A 14956-nucleotide genomic window follows, 5' to 3' on the forward strand; every position below is an offset into this window, starting at 1 on the left:
GAACACGATGAACAACGTTCTGAAATTCTCTGCTCTGGCATTGGCCGCAGTTCTGGCTACCGGTTGCAGCAGCGTATCTAAAGAAACTGAAGCCCGTCTGACTGCAACTGAAGATGCAGCAGCTCGCTCCCAGGCTCGTGCTGACGAAGCCTACCGTAAAGCTGATGAAGCTCTGGCTGCTGCTCAAAAAGCACAACAGACTGCTGACGAAGCTAACGAGCGCGCTCTGCGCATGCTTGAAAAAGCAAGCCGCAAGTAATAGTCCTTCGGGACTGTTATCAAGCCGACCTATTTATAGGTCGGCTTTTTTATTGCCTGCCGGTCACTAAACAGGCAATAAAAAAGCCGCCAGGGGTATTAACCAGGGCGGCTTTTTATTGCGCTTGTTCAGTACGGCTTACTGCACATAATCCAGCGACTGGCCAGTAGCCATACCGGTATTGGTTGTGCCGATTACTGCAGGTATGCCGGTTTCTGCTCCCACTACCGGGAATGCCAGATCCTTGTCTATCTGGATGCTGTTTTCAAGGTCCTGATGCTTGAGCAGGAAGTTCATGAAGCCTGCGTACTTGTTCTGCAAGTCTTCAGGGGTCAAGTGCGACTTGTCGCTCACGGCCAGCAACGAACCATCCTTCACGTTCAACGGCTCGTGAACTTCAAGGAACACCTTGCCGCCACTGACGCCAATTTTGTACGGCTCGTTGATGATCCGCACCGGCGTACCCACCGGCACCATCTGCGCCATTTGCAGCACGTTCTGGTTAAGCATGCGGAAGCAGCCGTGGCTGGTGCCCGTGCCAATGCCGAACTTGGCGTTGGAGCCGTGGATCAGGTAGCCCGGCATGCCGAGGGTGAACTTGAACGGACCCAGCGGGTTATCGGGGCCTGCGGGCACCACGTTAGGCAGCGGGTCACCATTTTTGGCGTGCTCGGCCTTGATCGAAGCCGGCGGTGTCCAGGTCGGATTGGGCGTCTTGGCGGTGATTTTGGTTTGCCCCAGGGGCGATCCCCAACCTTCGCGGCCAATCCCCAGCGGGAAGGTGTAAACCTTGTTCTGGTCCTTGGGATAATAATACAGGCGGTATTCGGCGAGGTTGATCACGATCCCCTCACGCTTGCCCGGCGGCAGGATGAACTGGGTCGGCAACACGATATCGGTATCGACGAGGGTGCCGTCCGGGTTCTTTTTGACCGGCAGCCAGGCGTCTACCCCGGGGTTGGCAGCGATCATTTCCGAATAGCCCAGCTCGTACTGGTTACCCAGGTCGGCAAAGGAGTCTTCGTACTTGCCTTTGATCACCTGCACTTCGCCAACGACATCTTCGCCAGGCGGTGGCAGCGGGAATTCAAGCGCGACCGCGGGACCCGCAACACAAAGTGCGGCAACGGACAGGTAGCGGGTAACTGCAGGTAGGCGCGACAACATCCGGAACATCCTTCGCATAATCAACGGGGGACAAAAAAAGGGAGTGTACACCGCGCCCACGGGGAGCGTGAGCCGGTCAGGGCATCAAACAGGTAAGATCATAGTTCAAAGCGCAACTCTGGCCAGATGGGCTCCGTGCCCCGGCGCTGCGACTCGATGATTGCCCGGCACAGCGGGCATAACCGGTGGTCCTGAAACACCTTGCGGGTGACATCCGACCAACGCGGTTGCGCCGGCAGCAATGAGCCACACAAGGTGCGGTCAATGGTGCCTCCCAGCTCCAGTTGACGTGTCACCAGATGCACCCGTACCTCCTGGCAGGCGAACAGATCGAGCTGCTCATCGGGCTCGATCAGTTGATAGGCATATAAAGACCAGGCAGGACGCGACATCGAGGGCTCCAAATCGGGGGGGCGCCACCTTAGCCGAAACACTGCCACTAGAAAAGCATCAAAGCAGGGGTTTTAACGCCGGCCACACATTATCCAGCAAAAGCCCCTGCGCACCGACTGCCGGGTGGATGCGATCGGCCTGCATCAGTTCGGGCTTGCCGCCCACGCCCTCAAGCAAAAACGGCACCAGGGCAACGTTTTTTTCCTTGCCCAGCTCGCTGTACACCGCAGCAAAAGCCCGGGTGTAACGCGTGCCATAATTGGGCGGCAATTGCATCCCCAACAGCAACACCTTGGCACCCGCCTGCTGCGAGGCATCGATCATTCCTGCAAGATTTTGTTTCAATTGCGCAGGGAGCTGCCCGCGCAGGCCATCGTTGCCACCCAGCTCGACAATCACTACATCCGGTTTATGCTCTGCAAGCAGCGCAGGAAGCCGCGCCAGCCCTCCGGCGCTGGTGTCGCCACTGATCGAAGCATTGACCACCTTGTCGTCGTAGCCTTGCTCCCTGAGCCGCTGTTCGAGCAAAGACACCCATCCCTGACGGGTATCCAGGCCGAAAGCCGCGCTGATACTATCGCCGACGATCAAGATAGTTCCCGCCGTTGCCGTCTGTGCCACGCACATCAGGGCCAGAGCAACACTTAAAAACCACACACGCATTGGATTCTCCATGGGCGAAAGTATTCTCACCGCGCAGAACCTTAGCAAAGTGGTTCCCAGCGCGGAAGGCGAGTTAACCATCCTGCACTCCTTGAGCCTCGAACTGAGCAAGGGCGACAGCCTGGCGATTGTCGGCGCCTCAGGTTCAGGCAAATCGACGCTGCTGGGCCTGCTCGCCGGCCTCGACCTGCCCAGCCAGGGCGAAGTAATCCTGGCCGGGCGGGCCCTGAGCACCCTGGACGAAGACCAGCGCGCCCGGGTGCGGGCCGAACACGTGGGCTTTGTGTTCCAGTCATTCCAGCTGCTCGACAGCCTCAATGCCCTGGAAAACGTCATGCTGCCGCTGGAACTGGAGGGTCGCAAGGATGCCCGCGAGCATGCCCGCCACCTGCTGGAACGCGTCGGCCTGGGCCAGCGCCTGAGTCACTCGCCACGCCAGCTGTCCGGCGGCGAGCAGCAACGGGTCGCCATTGCCCGGGCATTTGCCGCCAATCCCGACGTGCTGTTTGCCGATGAACCCACCGGCAACCTGGACAGCCACACTGGCGAGCGCATCACCGACCTGCTCTTTGAACTGAACAAGGAAAACGGCACCACCCTGGTGCTGGTGACCCATGACGAACGCCTGGCCCATCGTTGCCGGCGCCTGATCCGTCTTGAAGCTGGCCATCTGGTCGGCCCTCTGGAGCCCTGATGGCACGTCTGCCGCTGTTGCGCATGCTGAGTCTGGCCGTACGCCAATTACTGCGCGATGCCCGCGCCGGCGAGCTGCGGGTGCTGTTCTTCGCCCTGCTGGTCGCCGTGGCGGCCAGCACGGCCATCGGCTACTTCGGTGCCCGTCTTAATGGCGCGATGTTGTTGCGTGCCACTGAGTTCCTCGGCGCCGACCTGGTGCTTGATGGCACGGCCCCGGCCCGTGAAGAACAAATCAAGGTCGGCAACGACCTGGGCCTCGAACACGCCCGGGTGGTCGAATTCGCCAGCGTGATTGCCACCGACAATGGCATTCAGCTCTCCAGCATCAAGGCGGCAGACGATGCCTACCCGTTGCGCGGCGAACTGAAAAGCGCCCCGCAGCCCTATGCCGAAGAACAGCCTGGGGGCGGTCCCAAATCCGGTGAGGCCTGGGCCGAAGCCCGACTGCTGACCGCGCTGGACCTGAAGGTCGGCGATGAAATCGATGTCGGTTCAAAAACCGTGCCTATCACCCGCGTGCTGACTTACGAACCCGACCGGGCCGGCAACCTTTACAGCCTGACCCCACGAGTACTGATCAATCTGGACGACCTTGCCGCCACCGGCATCGTACAACCGGGCAGCCGTGTCACCTACCGCGAACTGTGGCGCGGTGAAGCACCGGCGCTGGAATCGTATCGCCAGGTGATCAAGCCTGGCCTGGACGCCAACCAGCGCCTCCTGGACGGCCGTGACGGCAACCAGCAGATCGGCGGTGCGCTGGGCAAGGCCGAACGCTACCTGAACATGGCCAGCCTGGTGGCAGTGTTGCTGGCGGGCGTGGCCGTAGCGTTGTCTGCCACCCGCTTTGCCAATCGGCGTTTCGATGCCAGCGCCCTGCTGCGTTGCCTCGGCCTGTCACGGCGCGAAACACTCTGGTTGTTTACCCTGCAACTGAGTGTGCTCGGGCTGCTGGCCAGCCTCGCCGGCGCCTTTCTCGGCTGGCTCGCGCAACTTGGACTGTTCGCCCTGTTGCATGACCTGCTGCCGGCTAACGTACCGCCCGGCGGCCTGATGCCGGCGATTGCCGGGATGGGTACCGGGCTGGTGGCGCTGGCTGGTTTCGCCTTGCCGCCGCTCGCGGCACTGGGCCGCGTGCCTCCACTGCGGGTGTTGCGCCGCGATTTGCTGCCGATTCCGGCCAGCACCTGGACCGTCTACGGCGCGGCGCTGCTGGCACTGGGGCTGATCATGTGGCGCATGAGCCTGGACCTGGTGCTGACCTTCGCCCTGCTCGGGGGTGGCGTGATTGCCGCCGTGGTGCTTGGCGGAATCCTGCTGCTGGGCCTGCAAAGTCTGCGCCGCCTGCTGGCCCGTGCCTCACTGCCCTGGCGCCTGGGGCTGGGTCAGTTGCTGCGCCATCCGCTGGCCGCGGCGGGCCAGGCCCTGGCCTTTGGCCTGATCCTGCTGTCGATGGCCCTGATCGCCCTGCTGCGCGGCGAATTGCTCGACACATGGCAAAACCAGTTGCCCAAAGATGCACCCAACTACTTTGCGCTGAATATCCTGCCGGCCGACAAGGAGGCTTTCGGCGCCCACCTGATGACCCTTCAGGCCCGCGCTGCGCCGCTGTACCCGGTCATTCCGGGGCGTCTGATCAGCATCAATGGCGAACCGGTGCAGGACATCGTCAGCAAGGACTCCAGTGGCGACAAGGCCATCCAGCGCGACCTGAGCCTGACCTGGGCCGCTGACCTGCCTGCCGAAAACCAGCTGACGGCAGGTAGCTGGTGGGGCCCGAAGCCCGAAGGCGATGTGCCGGGCGTTTCAGTGGAAGCCAAAGTCGCCGAAAGCCTCAAGCTGAAGCTGGGCGACCTGATGACCTTCACCATTGCCGGTGTCAATCGCGAAGCACGGGTCACCAGTTTGCGCAGCATCAACTGGGACAACTTCCAGCCCAACTTTTTCATGATTTTCCAGCCTGGCACCTTGCAGGACTTGCCGGCCACCTACCTCACCAGCTTTTACCTGGCACCGGGACACGACAAGGAAATCATCGAACTGTCGCGCACCTTCCCGGCTGTGACCATCTTGCCTATCGATGCATTGCTGGAGCAACTGCGCAGCATCCTGGCGCAAGTGACCATTGCTGTGGAATACGTGCTGCTGTTTGTGTTGGCGGCGGGCATGGCGGTGCTGTTTTCCGGCTTGCAATCCACCCTGGATGAACGCATTCGCCAGGGCGCCCTGCTGCGCGCGCTGGGGGCCGAGCGGCAACTGCTGGTGAAGGCCCGGCGCATCGAGTTCGGCCTGCTGGGCGCCACCAGCGGCCTGCTGGCGGCGCTGGGGGCCGAACTGGTCAGCCTGGTGCTGTACCGCTTTGCCTTTGACCTGCCGTGGCACCCACATCCGTGGTTGTTGCTGTTGCCGGTGCTGGGCGCGGTGATGGTGGGCGGTGCGGGGGTGTTCGGCACCCGCAGGGCGCTGAATGCCAGCCCGTTGACAGTGTTGCGCGAGGGTTGATATGGCCAGACACTATAAATCCTGGCGCTGAGGAGCGCAGCGAGGCTGCGATCGTCGTTTTGGGATTCAACTGTTACGCCGCGTACATATCCGGCATTCGCGTTTAACTGAAATATTGGTTTCGCCCTTACGGCGAGTCCATTTTGAAAGGACCCAAAAGGACCCAAAAGGAACCAAAAGGTCCTCGCCCTACCACTCGGCCGATTCGCCAAGGTTCGCCGGCTCCCTCCCTCCGGCTCTGTTATGGGAGCGGGCTTGCCCGCGATGGCAGCACTTTGTTCCTCCAGATAGAACGAGGTGCCTGCATCGCGGGCAAGCCCGGCTCCCACAGGGAGATATGTCGGTCGAAAATCCTGCATTCAAACAGGCCGGCCGGTCGGCCGCCTCGACGGCTTTTGATCTTGATCTACCCGCCCCATCGGGAGGCCGAGAGGAGGTTCTGCGCAGTGGGTCGACCGGCATGGATGCCGGGAGAGCCGCGATGGGCCATGGATGGCCCGTGGCGGCGGGCCCACGGAGCGGGACCGGAACGAGGGAACCTGAGCGCAGCGAAGGCCGTACGCCAGGGGCAAGCCTTTTTGGTTACTTTTTCGGCGTCTGGAAAAAGTGACTCGCCGTAAGGGCGAAACCAATATTCCAGTTAAACGCAGATGCCGGATATGTACGCGGTACACCAGTTAAACCCTGCAGCGGCTAAATATCCGCCCAGGTTTTACCCTAGCTTTTCTCGTAATAAATCTCGTTGATCCACCACAGCACTTCCCCGCTCGGTGTCTGCACCACTGCCTCGTCGCCCACCTCTTTCTTCAACAGCGCACGGGCCATCGGTGAGTCGATGGAGATGTAGTCGTTGCGTCCGTAGATTTCGTCGTAACCCACAATGCGGAATTTCTTGACGTCCCCGGCCTCGTTTTCAATTTCGACCCAGGCACCAAAAAACACCCGGCCTTCCTGCTCCGGCGAGTAATCAACCACCCGTACATCCTCGAGGCGCTTGCGCAGGTAGCGCACCCGTCGGTCAATCTCGCGCAGCAACTTCTTGTTGTACTGGTAGTCAGCGTTTTCGCTGCGATCACCCAGTGATGCTGCCCAGGTCACCTTGCGTGTGGTATCCGGGCGCTTTTCCCGCCACAGGTAGTCAAGCTCCTGCTTCAGGGCTTCATGGCCTTGCCTGGTGATGATGTTGGTACTCACTCGCGGTCGTTCTCCAGCAGGTTGCATTGGCCAGGGCAGACTCTTAGCACCCCGGCGCGACGAAATACATAGAGGCGCTGATAAAAATCACAAGCGCGGCGACACTCTCACTGTGCCGTGGCCTGGCGATACTGGCGCGGGGTAAAGCCGGTCAATGCCTTGAATTGGCGGGTGAATGCGCTGTGGTCGGTGTATCCGCACTGCAGGGCCACCTGGGTAATCGGAATATCGGTCAGCAACAGCCGATGGGCGTGTTCCAGACGCACCTTCTGGATCATCTGCCGTGGCGTCAGGTGAAACACACGCTTGCAGTAGCGCTCCAGTTGCGCCACGGAGATTCCGGCAATACGGGTCAACTCACCCAGGGTAACGCGGCGGTTGAAATGCGTGCGAATGTGCTCATCCACTGCCGCCAGCCGCTGGTACGCCGGGTGGGTATCGCTGGCTGATTGCAAGTCCACGGAGATCCCGGCCAGGCCGATGATCTCGCCCTGGAGATTGTACAGCGGGCGCTTGTGGGTCAGGCACCAGCCAGGCTCCCGGGTCCCGTACAGATGCAGTTCCAGCTGGTCCTCAAGCACCAGCCCCTGCTCCAGCACCTGGCGATCCTGCTCGGTATAGCCCGGCCCCAACTGCGCGGGGAATACCTCGGCGCTGGTTTTGCCGAGCAGGGGTTGCAACTGCTTGAGGCCGCAGCGCTGGACCAGGGTGCGGTTGGCCAGTACATAGCGCGCGGCATTGTCCTTGATGAAGATCGCGGCATTGGGGATGGCATCGAGCATCGGTAGCAACAGGGCTACCCCCGAGAGCAACTGCTCAAGACTCTCGGGGCGGCTCAACTCGCTGCCCTGGCTCAGGATTGCAAAAGCATTCTGCGTCATCAAACTCACTCTCCCACCACTGGCCAGGTATCGGCCGCCTGGGTGCATTGTGCTGATTTCGTCATCGGCTTCAATGGAAAAGATCAATCGCAAACTTTCCCCGACGTTCAATCTAGCGCCATTGCACACCCGCCAACCGTATTGGCGCAATGGCAAATGACATCACACCTGCCTAACCAATAACTCACAAAAAGGCGACGCTATGTCAGGTAAAGGCAAATTCAAGAAACAGCTCTCACTGATGGACCTGACCTTTATCGGTCTGGGTGCCATCTTCGGTTCCGGCTGGTTGTTTGCAGCCAGTCATGTGTCGGCGATCGCTGGCCCGGCTGGGATTTTTTCCTGGCTGCTGGGCGGTTTTTCCGTGCTGTTGCTAGGCATCGTTTACTGCGAGCTGGGCGCTGCCCTGCCGCGCGCCGGTGGCGTCATTCGTTACCCGGTTTACTCCCATGGCCCGTTGCTCGGTTACTTGATGGGCTTTATCACCCTGATCGCCTTCTCCAGCCTGGTGGCAATTGAAGTGGTCGCCGCCCGCCAATACGCTGCGGCATGGTTCCCCGAGCTGACCAAGGCCGGCTCCAGTGACCCTTCGATCCTGGGCTGGCTCCTGCAGTTCGGCCTGCTGTGCCTGTTTTTCATGCTCAACTACCGAAGCGTGAAGACCTTCGCCATGGCCAATAACCTGGTCAGCGTATTCAAATTTATCGTGCCGCTGCTGGTCATCGGCGTGCTGTTCACCTTCTTCAAACCGGAAAATCTTTACGCCCAGGGCTTCGCCCCGTTCGGCCTGTCGGGCGTGCAGATGGCCGTTTCTGCAGGCGGCATTATCTTCGCCTATCTGGGCCTGACACCGATCATTTCGGTGGCCAGTGAAGTGAAGAACCCGCAACGCACCATCCCGATTGCCCTGATCCTGTCGGTCCTGTTGTCGACCGTGATTTATGTGCTGCTGCAAGTGGCCTTCCTCGGCGGCGTACCCACTGAAATGCTGGCCAACGGCTGGGCCGGCGTGACCAAGGAACTGGCATTGCCCTATCGCGACATCGCCCTGGCTCTGGGTGTGGGCTGGCTGGCTTATCTGGTGGTAGCTGATGCGGTGATCTCGCCAAGCGGCTGCGGCAACATTTACATGAATGCCACACCGCGGGTGATTTATGGCTGGGCGCAAACCGGCACGTTTTTCAAGATTTTCACCCGCATCGATGAAAAGTCCGGCATCCCGCGCCCGGCGCTGTGGCTGACCTTTGGCCTGTCGGTGTTCTGGACCCTGCCTTTCCCGTCCTGGGAAGCCCTGATCAGCGTGGTATCTGCCGCCCTGGTACTGAGCTACGCAGTAGCACCGGTGTCCGTGGCCGCATTGCGCCGCAATGCCCCAGACATGCCACGCCCGTTCCGGGTCAAGTGGATGGGGGTGATGGGGCCGCTGTCATTTATCGTCGCTGCGCTGATTGTTTACTGGTCAGGCTGGAACACCGTGTCCTGGCTGCTCGGCCTGCAAATCGTGATGTTCGTGGTGTACCTGCTGTGTTCGCGATTCGTACCGACCAACCACCTGAGCCTGGGCCAGCAAGTACGCTCATCTTTGTGGCTGATCGGCTTCTACGCCGTAACCATGGTGCTGTCCAAACTCGGCACTTTCGGCGGCCTGGGCGTACTTGCCCACCCGTTTGACACCCTGGTCGTCGCAGCTTGCGCGACAGGCATCTATTACTGGGGCGCGGCCACCGGCGTGCCGGCTCATCTGGTCCGGCTGGAAGACGACGAGGACAGCGAAGAAGCCCCGGAACTTGCCAGTAACACCCCGGCCAGCCACGCCACGGGGGCGTTTATCCAGACTTCATCCTGAGACACCGTTAACCACAGTAGTCCTCCGAGCCGTTGTTCTCTTCCAAGGGATACGTTCATGAAGCAAGTCCATATCATTGATTCACATACCGGCGGCGAACCCACCCGCGTGGTGATCAAAGGCTTCCCGCAACTGGCCGGGCGCAGCATTGCCGAGCAGCGCGACACCCTGCGCGACCAGCATGACCAATGGCGCCGGGCCTGCCTGCTGGAGCCCCGAGGCAACGATGTACTGGTCGGTGCACTGTACTGCGAGCCCGTGTCGGCGGATGCCACGTGCGGGGTGATCTTCTTCAACAATGCCGGTTATCTGGGCATGTGCGGCCACGGCACCATCGGCCTGATCGCCTCCCTGCATCACCTGGGCCAGATCGAGATCGGCGAGCACAAGATCGACACCCCGGTCGGCCCGGTCACCGCCACCCTGCATCCAGATGGCAAGGTCACCGTAGGCAATGTGCCCTCCTACCGCTATCGCCAGCAGGTCGCCGTTGAGGTGCCGGGGCATGGCCGTGTGCAGGGCGATATTGCCTGGGGCGGCAACTGGTTCTTCCTGGTCTCCGATCACGGCAAGACACTGCAACTGGACAATGTCGAAGCCCTGACCGAGTACACCTGGACCATGCTCAAGGCCCTTGAGGCACAGGGTATCCACGGCGAAGACGGTGCCCTGATCGACCATATCGAACTGTTTGCCGACGACGACAAGGCCGACAGCCGCAACTTTGTCATGTGCCCGGGCAAGGCCTATGACCGCTCGCCCTGTGGCACCGGCACCAGCGCCAAGCTGGCGTGCCTGGCCGCCGACGGCAAGCTGGCTCCAGGCCAGCCCTGGGTGCAGGCCAGCATCACCGCCAGCCAGTTTGTCGGCAGTTATCAATGGGACGGCGAGCGCATTCGCCCGTTCATTACCGGCCAGGCCTATATGACCGCCGACAGCATGCTGCTGATCGACGAAAGAGATCCTTTCGCGTGGGGCATTTAAGCCCTTCGCCGTAAACACATCCGAATAAACGACTCGAGGAGTTAGAACAATGAGCGATAACATTTTCACCGGTTGCATGCCTGCCCTGATGACCCCTTGCACCGCCGAGCGCAAGCCGGACTTCGACGCGCTGGTGGCCAAGGGCCGCGAACTGATCGATATCGGCATGAGTGCCGTGGTGTACTGCGGCTCCATGGGTGACTGGCCTTTGCTGACCGAAGCCGAGCGCCAGGAAGGTGTGGCACGCCTGGTAGCTGCGGGCATCCCAACCATCGTCGGCACCGGCGCCGTAAACAGCCGCGAAGCGGTGTCCCATGCGGCACACGCTGCCAAAGTTGGCGCCCAGGGCCTGATGGTGATTCCACGCCTGCTGTCCCGTGCAGCCTCGCCTGCTGCGCAAAAAGCTCACTTCGCCGCCATCCTGCAAGCCGCTCCACAGCTACCGGCGGTTATCTACAACAGCCCGTACTACGGCTTCGCCACCCGCGCCGACCTGTTCTTCGAACTGCGTAGCCAATACCCGAACCTGATCGGCTTCAAAGAGTTCGGCGGTGCTGCCGACATGCGTTACGCCGCCGAACACATCACTTCCAAAGACGATGATGTGACCCTGATGGTCGGCGTCGACACCCAGGTTGTGCATGGCTTCGTCAACTGCAACGCCACCGGCGCCATTACCGGCATCGGCAACGCCCTGCCTCGCGAAGTGCTGCACCTGGTGGCCCTGAGCAAGCAAGCGGCCAAGGGCGACCCTAAAGCCCGTCGCCTGGCCCGCGAGCTGGAAGCCGCCCTGGCGGTGCTCTCGTCGTTCGATGAAGGCACTGACCTGGTGCTCTACTACAAGCACCTGATGGTGCTCAATGGCGACAGAGAATACAGCCTGCACTTCAACGACACCGATGCGCTGAGCGATGCCCAACGCCACTACGCCGAGAACCAGTACAGCCTGTTCCGCCAGTGGTACAAAACCTGGTCCGCCGAACAGAACGTCGCCTGACCCGCAGCGCAGCCCTGCATCCCTGAACAGCGGCGCACATCATGTGCGCCGCCTTGTTCCAGCCAACCCATTTTTAGGAACACGCCATGACTCTGACAGGCAACATGCTGATCGGTCAGCAAGCCATCACCGGTAACCGCGAAGCGATCCGGGCGATCAATCCCGCCACCGGCACTGTGCTCGAACCGGCCTACCTTGGCGGCGGCAGCGAACATGTCGAGCAGGCGTGCACCCTGGCCCAGGAGGCATTTGACAGCTTTCGCGAGACCTCACTGGAAACTCGCGCCACTTTTCTGGAAACCATCGCCGCTGAAATCGAAGCCCTTGGCGATGAATTGATTGACCGCGCCGTCAGCGAATCAGGCCTGCCACGCCCGCGCATCGTCGGTGAACGCGCACGTACCTGCCAGCAACTGCGTACCTTTGCCCGTACCGTACGCGCTGGAGAATGGCTGGATGTGCGGGTCGACAACGCGCTGCCCGAGCGCCAACCACTGCCCCGTGCAGATTTGCGCCAACGCCAGGTGCCACTGGGGCCGGTGGCGGTATTCGGTGCCAGCAACTTCCCGCTGGCTTTCTCCGTGGCCGGTGGCGACACTGCCTCGGCACTGGCGGCCGGCTGTCCGGTGGTAGTCAAGGCCCACAGCGCCCACCCTGGCACCAGCGAACTGGTTGGCCATGCGATTGCCCGTGCGGTGAAAGAATCGGACCTGCCTGAAGGGGTCTTTTCCCTGTTGTTCGGTTCCGGCCGTGAAGTCGGTGTTGCCCTGGTCAGCGATCCACGCATCAAGGCAGTCGGCTTTACCGGCTCGCGCAGTGGCGGCATGGCTTTGTGCAAAGTGGCAGCAGCACGCCCCGAACCCATCCCGGTGTATGCGGAGATGAGCTCGATCAACCCGGTACTGCTGTTCCCCGCTGCGCTGCAGGCTCGCGGCGAATCACTGGCGCAGGGCTTTGTTGCATCTTTGACCCAGGGTGCAGGCCAGTTTTGCACCAACCCGGGTATGGTTATCGGCCATCAAGGGCCGGCACTGGATAGGTTTATCAGCACAGCTGCCCGGCTGGTCCAGCAAAGCCCGGCCCAGACGATGCTCACTCCCGGGATTTTTCAGGCCTATGAAGCCGGTATTGGCTCTTTGCAGGAACTGAACAGTGCTCAAGAGGCCGCTGCCGGCTTGAGGGGGGAGACACCCAACCAGTGCCAGGCCCATCTGTTTGTGACCCGGGCCGGGGACTTCCTCGCCGAACCTGCATTGCAGGCCGAAGTCTTTGGTGCTGCGGCGCTGGTGGTGCAATGCGCTGATGACGAGGAGATCCGCCAGGTGCTCGAGCACCTTGAAGGCCAATTGACCATCACCCTGCAACTGGATGAAGCCGACCTCGATAGTGCCAGGGCCATGCTTGCGACCCTGGAACGCAAGGCTGGTCGCTTGCTGGTCAATGGCTGGCCAACGGGGGTTGAGGTGTGCGACGCGATGGTCCACGGCGGTCCTTTCCCGGCGACTTCGGACACCCGCACCACCTCGGTTGGCACTGCGGCCATCCAGCGCTTCCTGCGTCCTGTCTGCTATCAGGACTTCCCTGACAGCCTGTTGCCGACGGCACTCAAGCACGCCAACCCGCTGCATTTGCGCCGCCTGCTCGATGGCCACAGAGAAGTACTGGAAAATGCCTGATCACTTCGCTGGAAACACAGCTGACATTGCCGTGGTCGGCGCCGGAATCATCGGCGTCGCCTGTGCCCTGCAACTGGCGCGCCAGGGCCAGCGGGTGGTGGTCATCGACCCGCAGGAGCCGGGCCATGGCGCCTCATTCGGCAATGCCGGGCACCTGGCCACCGAACAGGTGTTCCCGATTGCCGACCTGTCGATTCTCAAGCGCTTGCCGGCCATGCTGATGGACCCGATGGGCCCCCTGCGCCTGGACTGGAAATATATGCCCCGGGCCCTGCCGTGGTTCACGCGTCTGCTGCTGAACCTGCGCAAGGCACCCTTTCAGCGCACTGTAGCCGGTATTCGGGCCCTTAACGAAAGCAGCCTGGGTGCCTGGCACAGGCTGCTGGAGGGCATTGACTGCCCGGGCCTGATGCGCGAAGACGGTTCGTTGCTGGTGTACGAACGTTCCGAGTCCCGACAGCCACTTCTGGCACTGCAGGCACGCATGCGCCAGCAGCAGGTACCGGTCGAGTTCTGGGAGGCCGGGGCCATACACAAGGCAGCGCCGCAACTGAGCGAGCAGATTCAGGGCGGGTTGTTTTTTCCGGCCACGGGGCACTTTATCGACCCCTATCGCGTGGTTTGCGAACTGGTAGAGGCTGCCAGAAAGTGCGGTGTGCAGTTTCTCAAGCAACAGGTCACAGGCGGGCAACTGAGTGAGGCCGGAGTTTCTCTGATGACAGCCCAGGGCCAGGTGTCCGCCCGCCGGGTCGTGATCGCCTGCGGCGCCCACTCGGCCAAACTCACCGCAACCCTGACCGGCAAGCACGTTCCGCTGGATACCGAACGCGGTTACCACCTGATGCTGCCCCACGAGCATGACCGGCTGCCGTTTGCCGTCACCTCACTGGAACGCAAATTCATCATGACCCCGATGAGCGATGGCTTGAGGCTGGCGGGTACAGTTGAATTTGCCGGCCTGGATGCGCCGCCGAGCATGGAGCGCGCCTGGCAGCTGCATCGCCTGAGCAAAGGGTTGTTGCGCCATGACCTTAGCGCTGAAGACGCGACGCCATGGATGGGCTTTCGCCCGTCGTTGCCGGACTCACTGCCGATCATCGACCGGGTGTGCGACGGTAAGGTACTGCTTGCCTTCGGCCATCAGCATTTGGGCCTGACCCAGGCAGCGGTAACGGCTGAACTGATCGCGCAGTTGGCGGGGGCAACCAGTGCCCACGCGCTGCCTGAGTTGCACCCTTACCGGCTGGAGCGTTTCTGATCCCATCCGTAGCAGCTGCCGAAGGAACGAGGCTGCTACGGGGTTGGAGCCTCAGCGCAGGGTTATCAACCCCTGCCGGCTGACACGGGTGAGGTTGTGAATCACCCGCTCGGCATTTTCAGCATCGGGGGACTGGATCACCGCCAGGTCAAAACTGTCAGCGGCAAATCGCGCCAGTTGATCGCCCTCTTCCACAAACTGGATCAGAAACGCCGTAGGCCGCCCTTTGCGGCGTGGCCAGCCATCGAGATAGCGCAGCAACGTAGGCTGATGCTTACCGCCCAGGAGGATTTTTGGGTTGCGCAAGGTTGGGCTGGCCGAGATCGGCGCAAGACGTACAAGGGGACGTGGCTGACTCATGTATCGGTTCTCCGCCTCAAGATTCTGCGTGGCAGGTGAGAGGCAACACCGAACCAGCGCTTTAGCGGTATTTCAAGGCC

At 61.4% G+C, this 14956-nt stretch carries 14 protein-coding genes; 8 read left to right on the forward strand and 6 right to left on the reverse strand.

The features are described 5' to 3' along the window. Positions 1 to 7: 7 nt before the first annotated feature. Positions 8 to 259, forward strand: coding sequence for an outer membrane lipoprotei OprI (gene oprI / locus ACP7BE_RS07750; RefSeq protein WP_003172710.1), 252 nt, complete (start codon positions 8 to 10; stop codon positions 257 to 259). A 138-nt stretch (positions 260 to 397) separates the two neighbouring features. Here the strand turns inward: oprI and ACP7BE_RS07755 are convergent, their stop codons facing one another. The 3 genes from ACP7BE_RS07755 to ACP7BE_RS07765 all read right to left on the reverse strand — a co-directional run bounded on the left by ACP7BE_RS07755 (position 398) and on the right by ACP7BE_RS07765 (position 2482). Next, entirely contained in the window at positions 398 to 1426 is a 1029-nt protein-coding gene (locus ACP7BE_RS07755) for a L,D-transpeptidase family protein (RefSeq protein ID WP_095002149.1), read from the reverse strand. 98 nt (positions 1427 to 1524) lie between these two features. Further along, positions 1525 to 1818: a hypothetical protein gene (locus tag ACP7BE_RS07760; RefSeq protein WP_003446817.1), complete on the reverse strand. Its 294-nt coding sequence runs from the start codon at positions 1816 to 1818 to the stop codon at positions 1525 to 1527. A gap of 58 nt (positions 1819 to 1876) precedes the next feature. After that, the gene (locus tag ACP7BE_RS07765; protein WP_426105418.1) at positions 1877 to 2482 is read right to left on the reverse strand and encodes an arylesterase; all 606 of its coding nucleotides are present in this window, start codon (positions 2480 to 2482) and stop codon (positions 1877 to 1879) included. 10 nt (positions 2483 to 2492) lie between these two features. Here ACP7BE_RS07765 and ACP7BE_RS07770 point away from each other — a divergent pair, with 10 nt between their 5' ends. Both ACP7BE_RS07770 and ACP7BE_RS07775 read left to right on the forward strand, forming a co-directional pair. Next, entirely contained in the window at positions 2493 to 3176 is a 684-nt protein-coding gene (locus tag ACP7BE_RS07770; RefSeq protein WP_095002151.1) for an ABC transporter ATP-binding protein, read from the forward strand. Further along, complete coding sequence (locus ACP7BE_RS07775) at positions 3176 to 5680, forward strand: ABC transporter permease (RefSeq protein ID WP_426105420.1); 2505 nt, start codon at positions 3176 to 3178, stop codon at positions 5678 to 5680. The genes ACP7BE_RS07770 and ACP7BE_RS07775 overlap by 1 nt, the downstream gene beginning before the upstream one ends. 717 nt (positions 5681 to 6397) lie before the next feature. Here the strand turns inward: ACP7BE_RS07775 and greB are convergent. Beyond that, complete coding sequence (gene greB / locus ACP7BE_RS07780; RefSeq protein ID WP_029611319.1) at positions 6398 to 6874, reverse strand: transcription elongation factor GreB; 477 nt, start codon at positions 6872 to 6874, stop codon at positions 6398 to 6400. A gap of 107 nt (positions 6875 to 6981) precedes the next feature. Then, positions 6982 to 7755, reverse strand: a complete 774-nt coding sequence (locus tag ACP7BE_RS07785; protein WP_095002272.1) for an AraC family transcriptional regulator — start codon at positions 7753 to 7755, stop codon at positions 6982 to 6984. Between the two features lie 202 nt (positions 7756 to 7957). Between ACP7BE_RS07785 and ACP7BE_RS07790 the strand changes: the two genes are divergently transcribed. The 5 genes from ACP7BE_RS07790 to ACP7BE_RS07810 all read left to right on the forward strand — a co-directional run bounded on the left by ACP7BE_RS07790 (position 7958) and on the right by ACP7BE_RS07810 (position 14516). Next, complete coding sequence (locus ACP7BE_RS07790) at positions 7958 to 9601, forward strand: APC family permease (protein ID WP_095002153.1); 1644 nt, start codon at positions 7958 to 7960, stop codon at positions 9599 to 9601. A gap of 57 nt (positions 9602 to 9658) precedes the next feature. Next, entirely contained in the window at positions 9659 to 10585 is a 927-nt protein-coding gene (locus ACP7BE_RS07795) for a 4-hydroxyproline epimerase (protein WP_130871764.1), read from the forward strand. Positions 10586 to 10634: 49 nt separating this feature from the next. Beyond that, positions 10635 to 11582: a dihydrodipicolinate synthase family protein gene (locus ACP7BE_RS07800; protein WP_322213262.1), complete on the forward strand. Its 948-nt coding sequence runs from the start codon at positions 10635 to 10637 to the stop codon at positions 11580 to 11582. An 86-nt stretch (positions 11583 to 11668) separates the two neighbouring features. Continuing rightward, the gene (locus ACP7BE_RS07805; RefSeq protein ID WP_426105424.1) at positions 11669 to 13258 is read left to right on the forward strand and encodes an aldehyde dehydrogenase (NADP(+)); all 1590 of its coding nucleotides are present in this window, start codon (positions 11669 to 11671) and stop codon (positions 13256 to 13258) included. Next, positions 13251 to 14516, forward strand: a complete 1266-nt coding sequence (locus ACP7BE_RS07810; protein ID WP_426105426.1) for an NAD(P)/FAD-dependent oxidoreductase — start codon at positions 13251 to 13253, stop codon at positions 14514 to 14516. Before ACP7BE_RS07805 ends, ACP7BE_RS07810 begins: the two co-directional genes overlap by 8 nt. Positions 14517 to 14567: 51 nt before the next feature. Here the strand turns inward: ACP7BE_RS07810 and ACP7BE_RS07815 are convergent, their stop codons facing one another. Then, positions 14568 to 14876 (reverse strand): class I SAM-dependent methyltransferase, encoded by a 309-nt coding sequence (locus ACP7BE_RS07815; protein ID WP_426105428.1) that lies wholly within the window; start codon positions 14874 to 14876, stop codon positions 14568 to 14570. Positions 14877 to 14956 lie beyond the last annotated feature (80 nt).

This window comes from Pseudomonas sp. TWR1-1-3, from assembly GCF_049896805.1.
Classification (GTDB): Bacteria; Pseudomonadota; Gammaproteobacteria; order Pseudomonadales; family Pseudomonadaceae; genus Aquipseudomonas; species Aquipseudomonas bubulae.

Coding starts and splice junctions, on each gene's coding strand:
- ACP7BE_RS07765 (WP_426105418.1), bottom strand. CDS start 2,482: ATGCGTGTGTGGTTTTTAAGTGTTGCTCTGGCCCTGATGTGCGTGGCA.
- ACP7BE_RS07760 (WP_003446817.1), bottom strand. CDS start 1,818: ATGTCGCGTCCTGCCTGGTCTTTATATGCCTATCAACTGATCGAGCCC.
- ACP7BE_RS07800 (WP_322213262.1), top strand. CDS start 10,635: ATGAGCGATAACATTTTCACCGGTTGCATGCCTGCCCTGATGACCCCT.
- oprI (WP_003172710.1), top strand. CDS start 8: ATGAACAACGTTCTGAAATTCTCTGCTCTGGCATTGGCCGCAGTTCTG.
- ACP7BE_RS07775 (WP_426105420.1), top strand. CDS start 3,176: ATGGCACGTCTGCCGCTGTTGCGCATGCTGAGTCTGGCCGTACGCCAA.
- ACP7BE_RS07770 (WP_095002151.1), top strand. CDS start 2,493: ATGGGCGAAAGTATTCTCACCGCGCAGAACCTTAGCAAAGTGGTTCCC.
- ACP7BE_RS07755 (WP_095002149.1), bottom strand. CDS start 1,426: ATGTTGTCGCGCCTACCTGCAGTTACCCGCTACCTGTCCGTTGCCGCA.
- ACP7BE_RS07790 (WP_095002153.1), top strand. CDS start 7,958: ATGTCAGGTAAAGGCAAATTCAAGAAACAGCTCTCACTGATGGACCTG.
- ACP7BE_RS07785 (WP_095002272.1), bottom strand. CDS start 7,755: ATGACGCAGAATGCTTTTGCAATCCTGAGCCAGGGCAGCGAGTTGAGC.
- ACP7BE_RS07795 (WP_130871764.1), top strand. CDS start 9,659: ATGAAGCAAGTCCATATCATTGATTCACATACCGGCGGCGAACCCACC.
- ACP7BE_RS07815 (WP_426105428.1), bottom strand. CDS start 14,876: ATGAGTCAGCCACGTCCCCTTGTACGTCTTGCGCCGATCTCGGCCAGC.
- ACP7BE_RS07805 (WP_426105424.1), top strand. CDS start 11,669: ATGACTCTGACAGGCAACATGCTGATCGGTCAGCAAGCCATCACCGGT.
- ACP7BE_RS07810 (WP_426105426.1), top strand. CDS start 13,251: ATGCCTGATCACTTCGCTGGAAACACAGCTGACATTGCCGTGGTCGGC.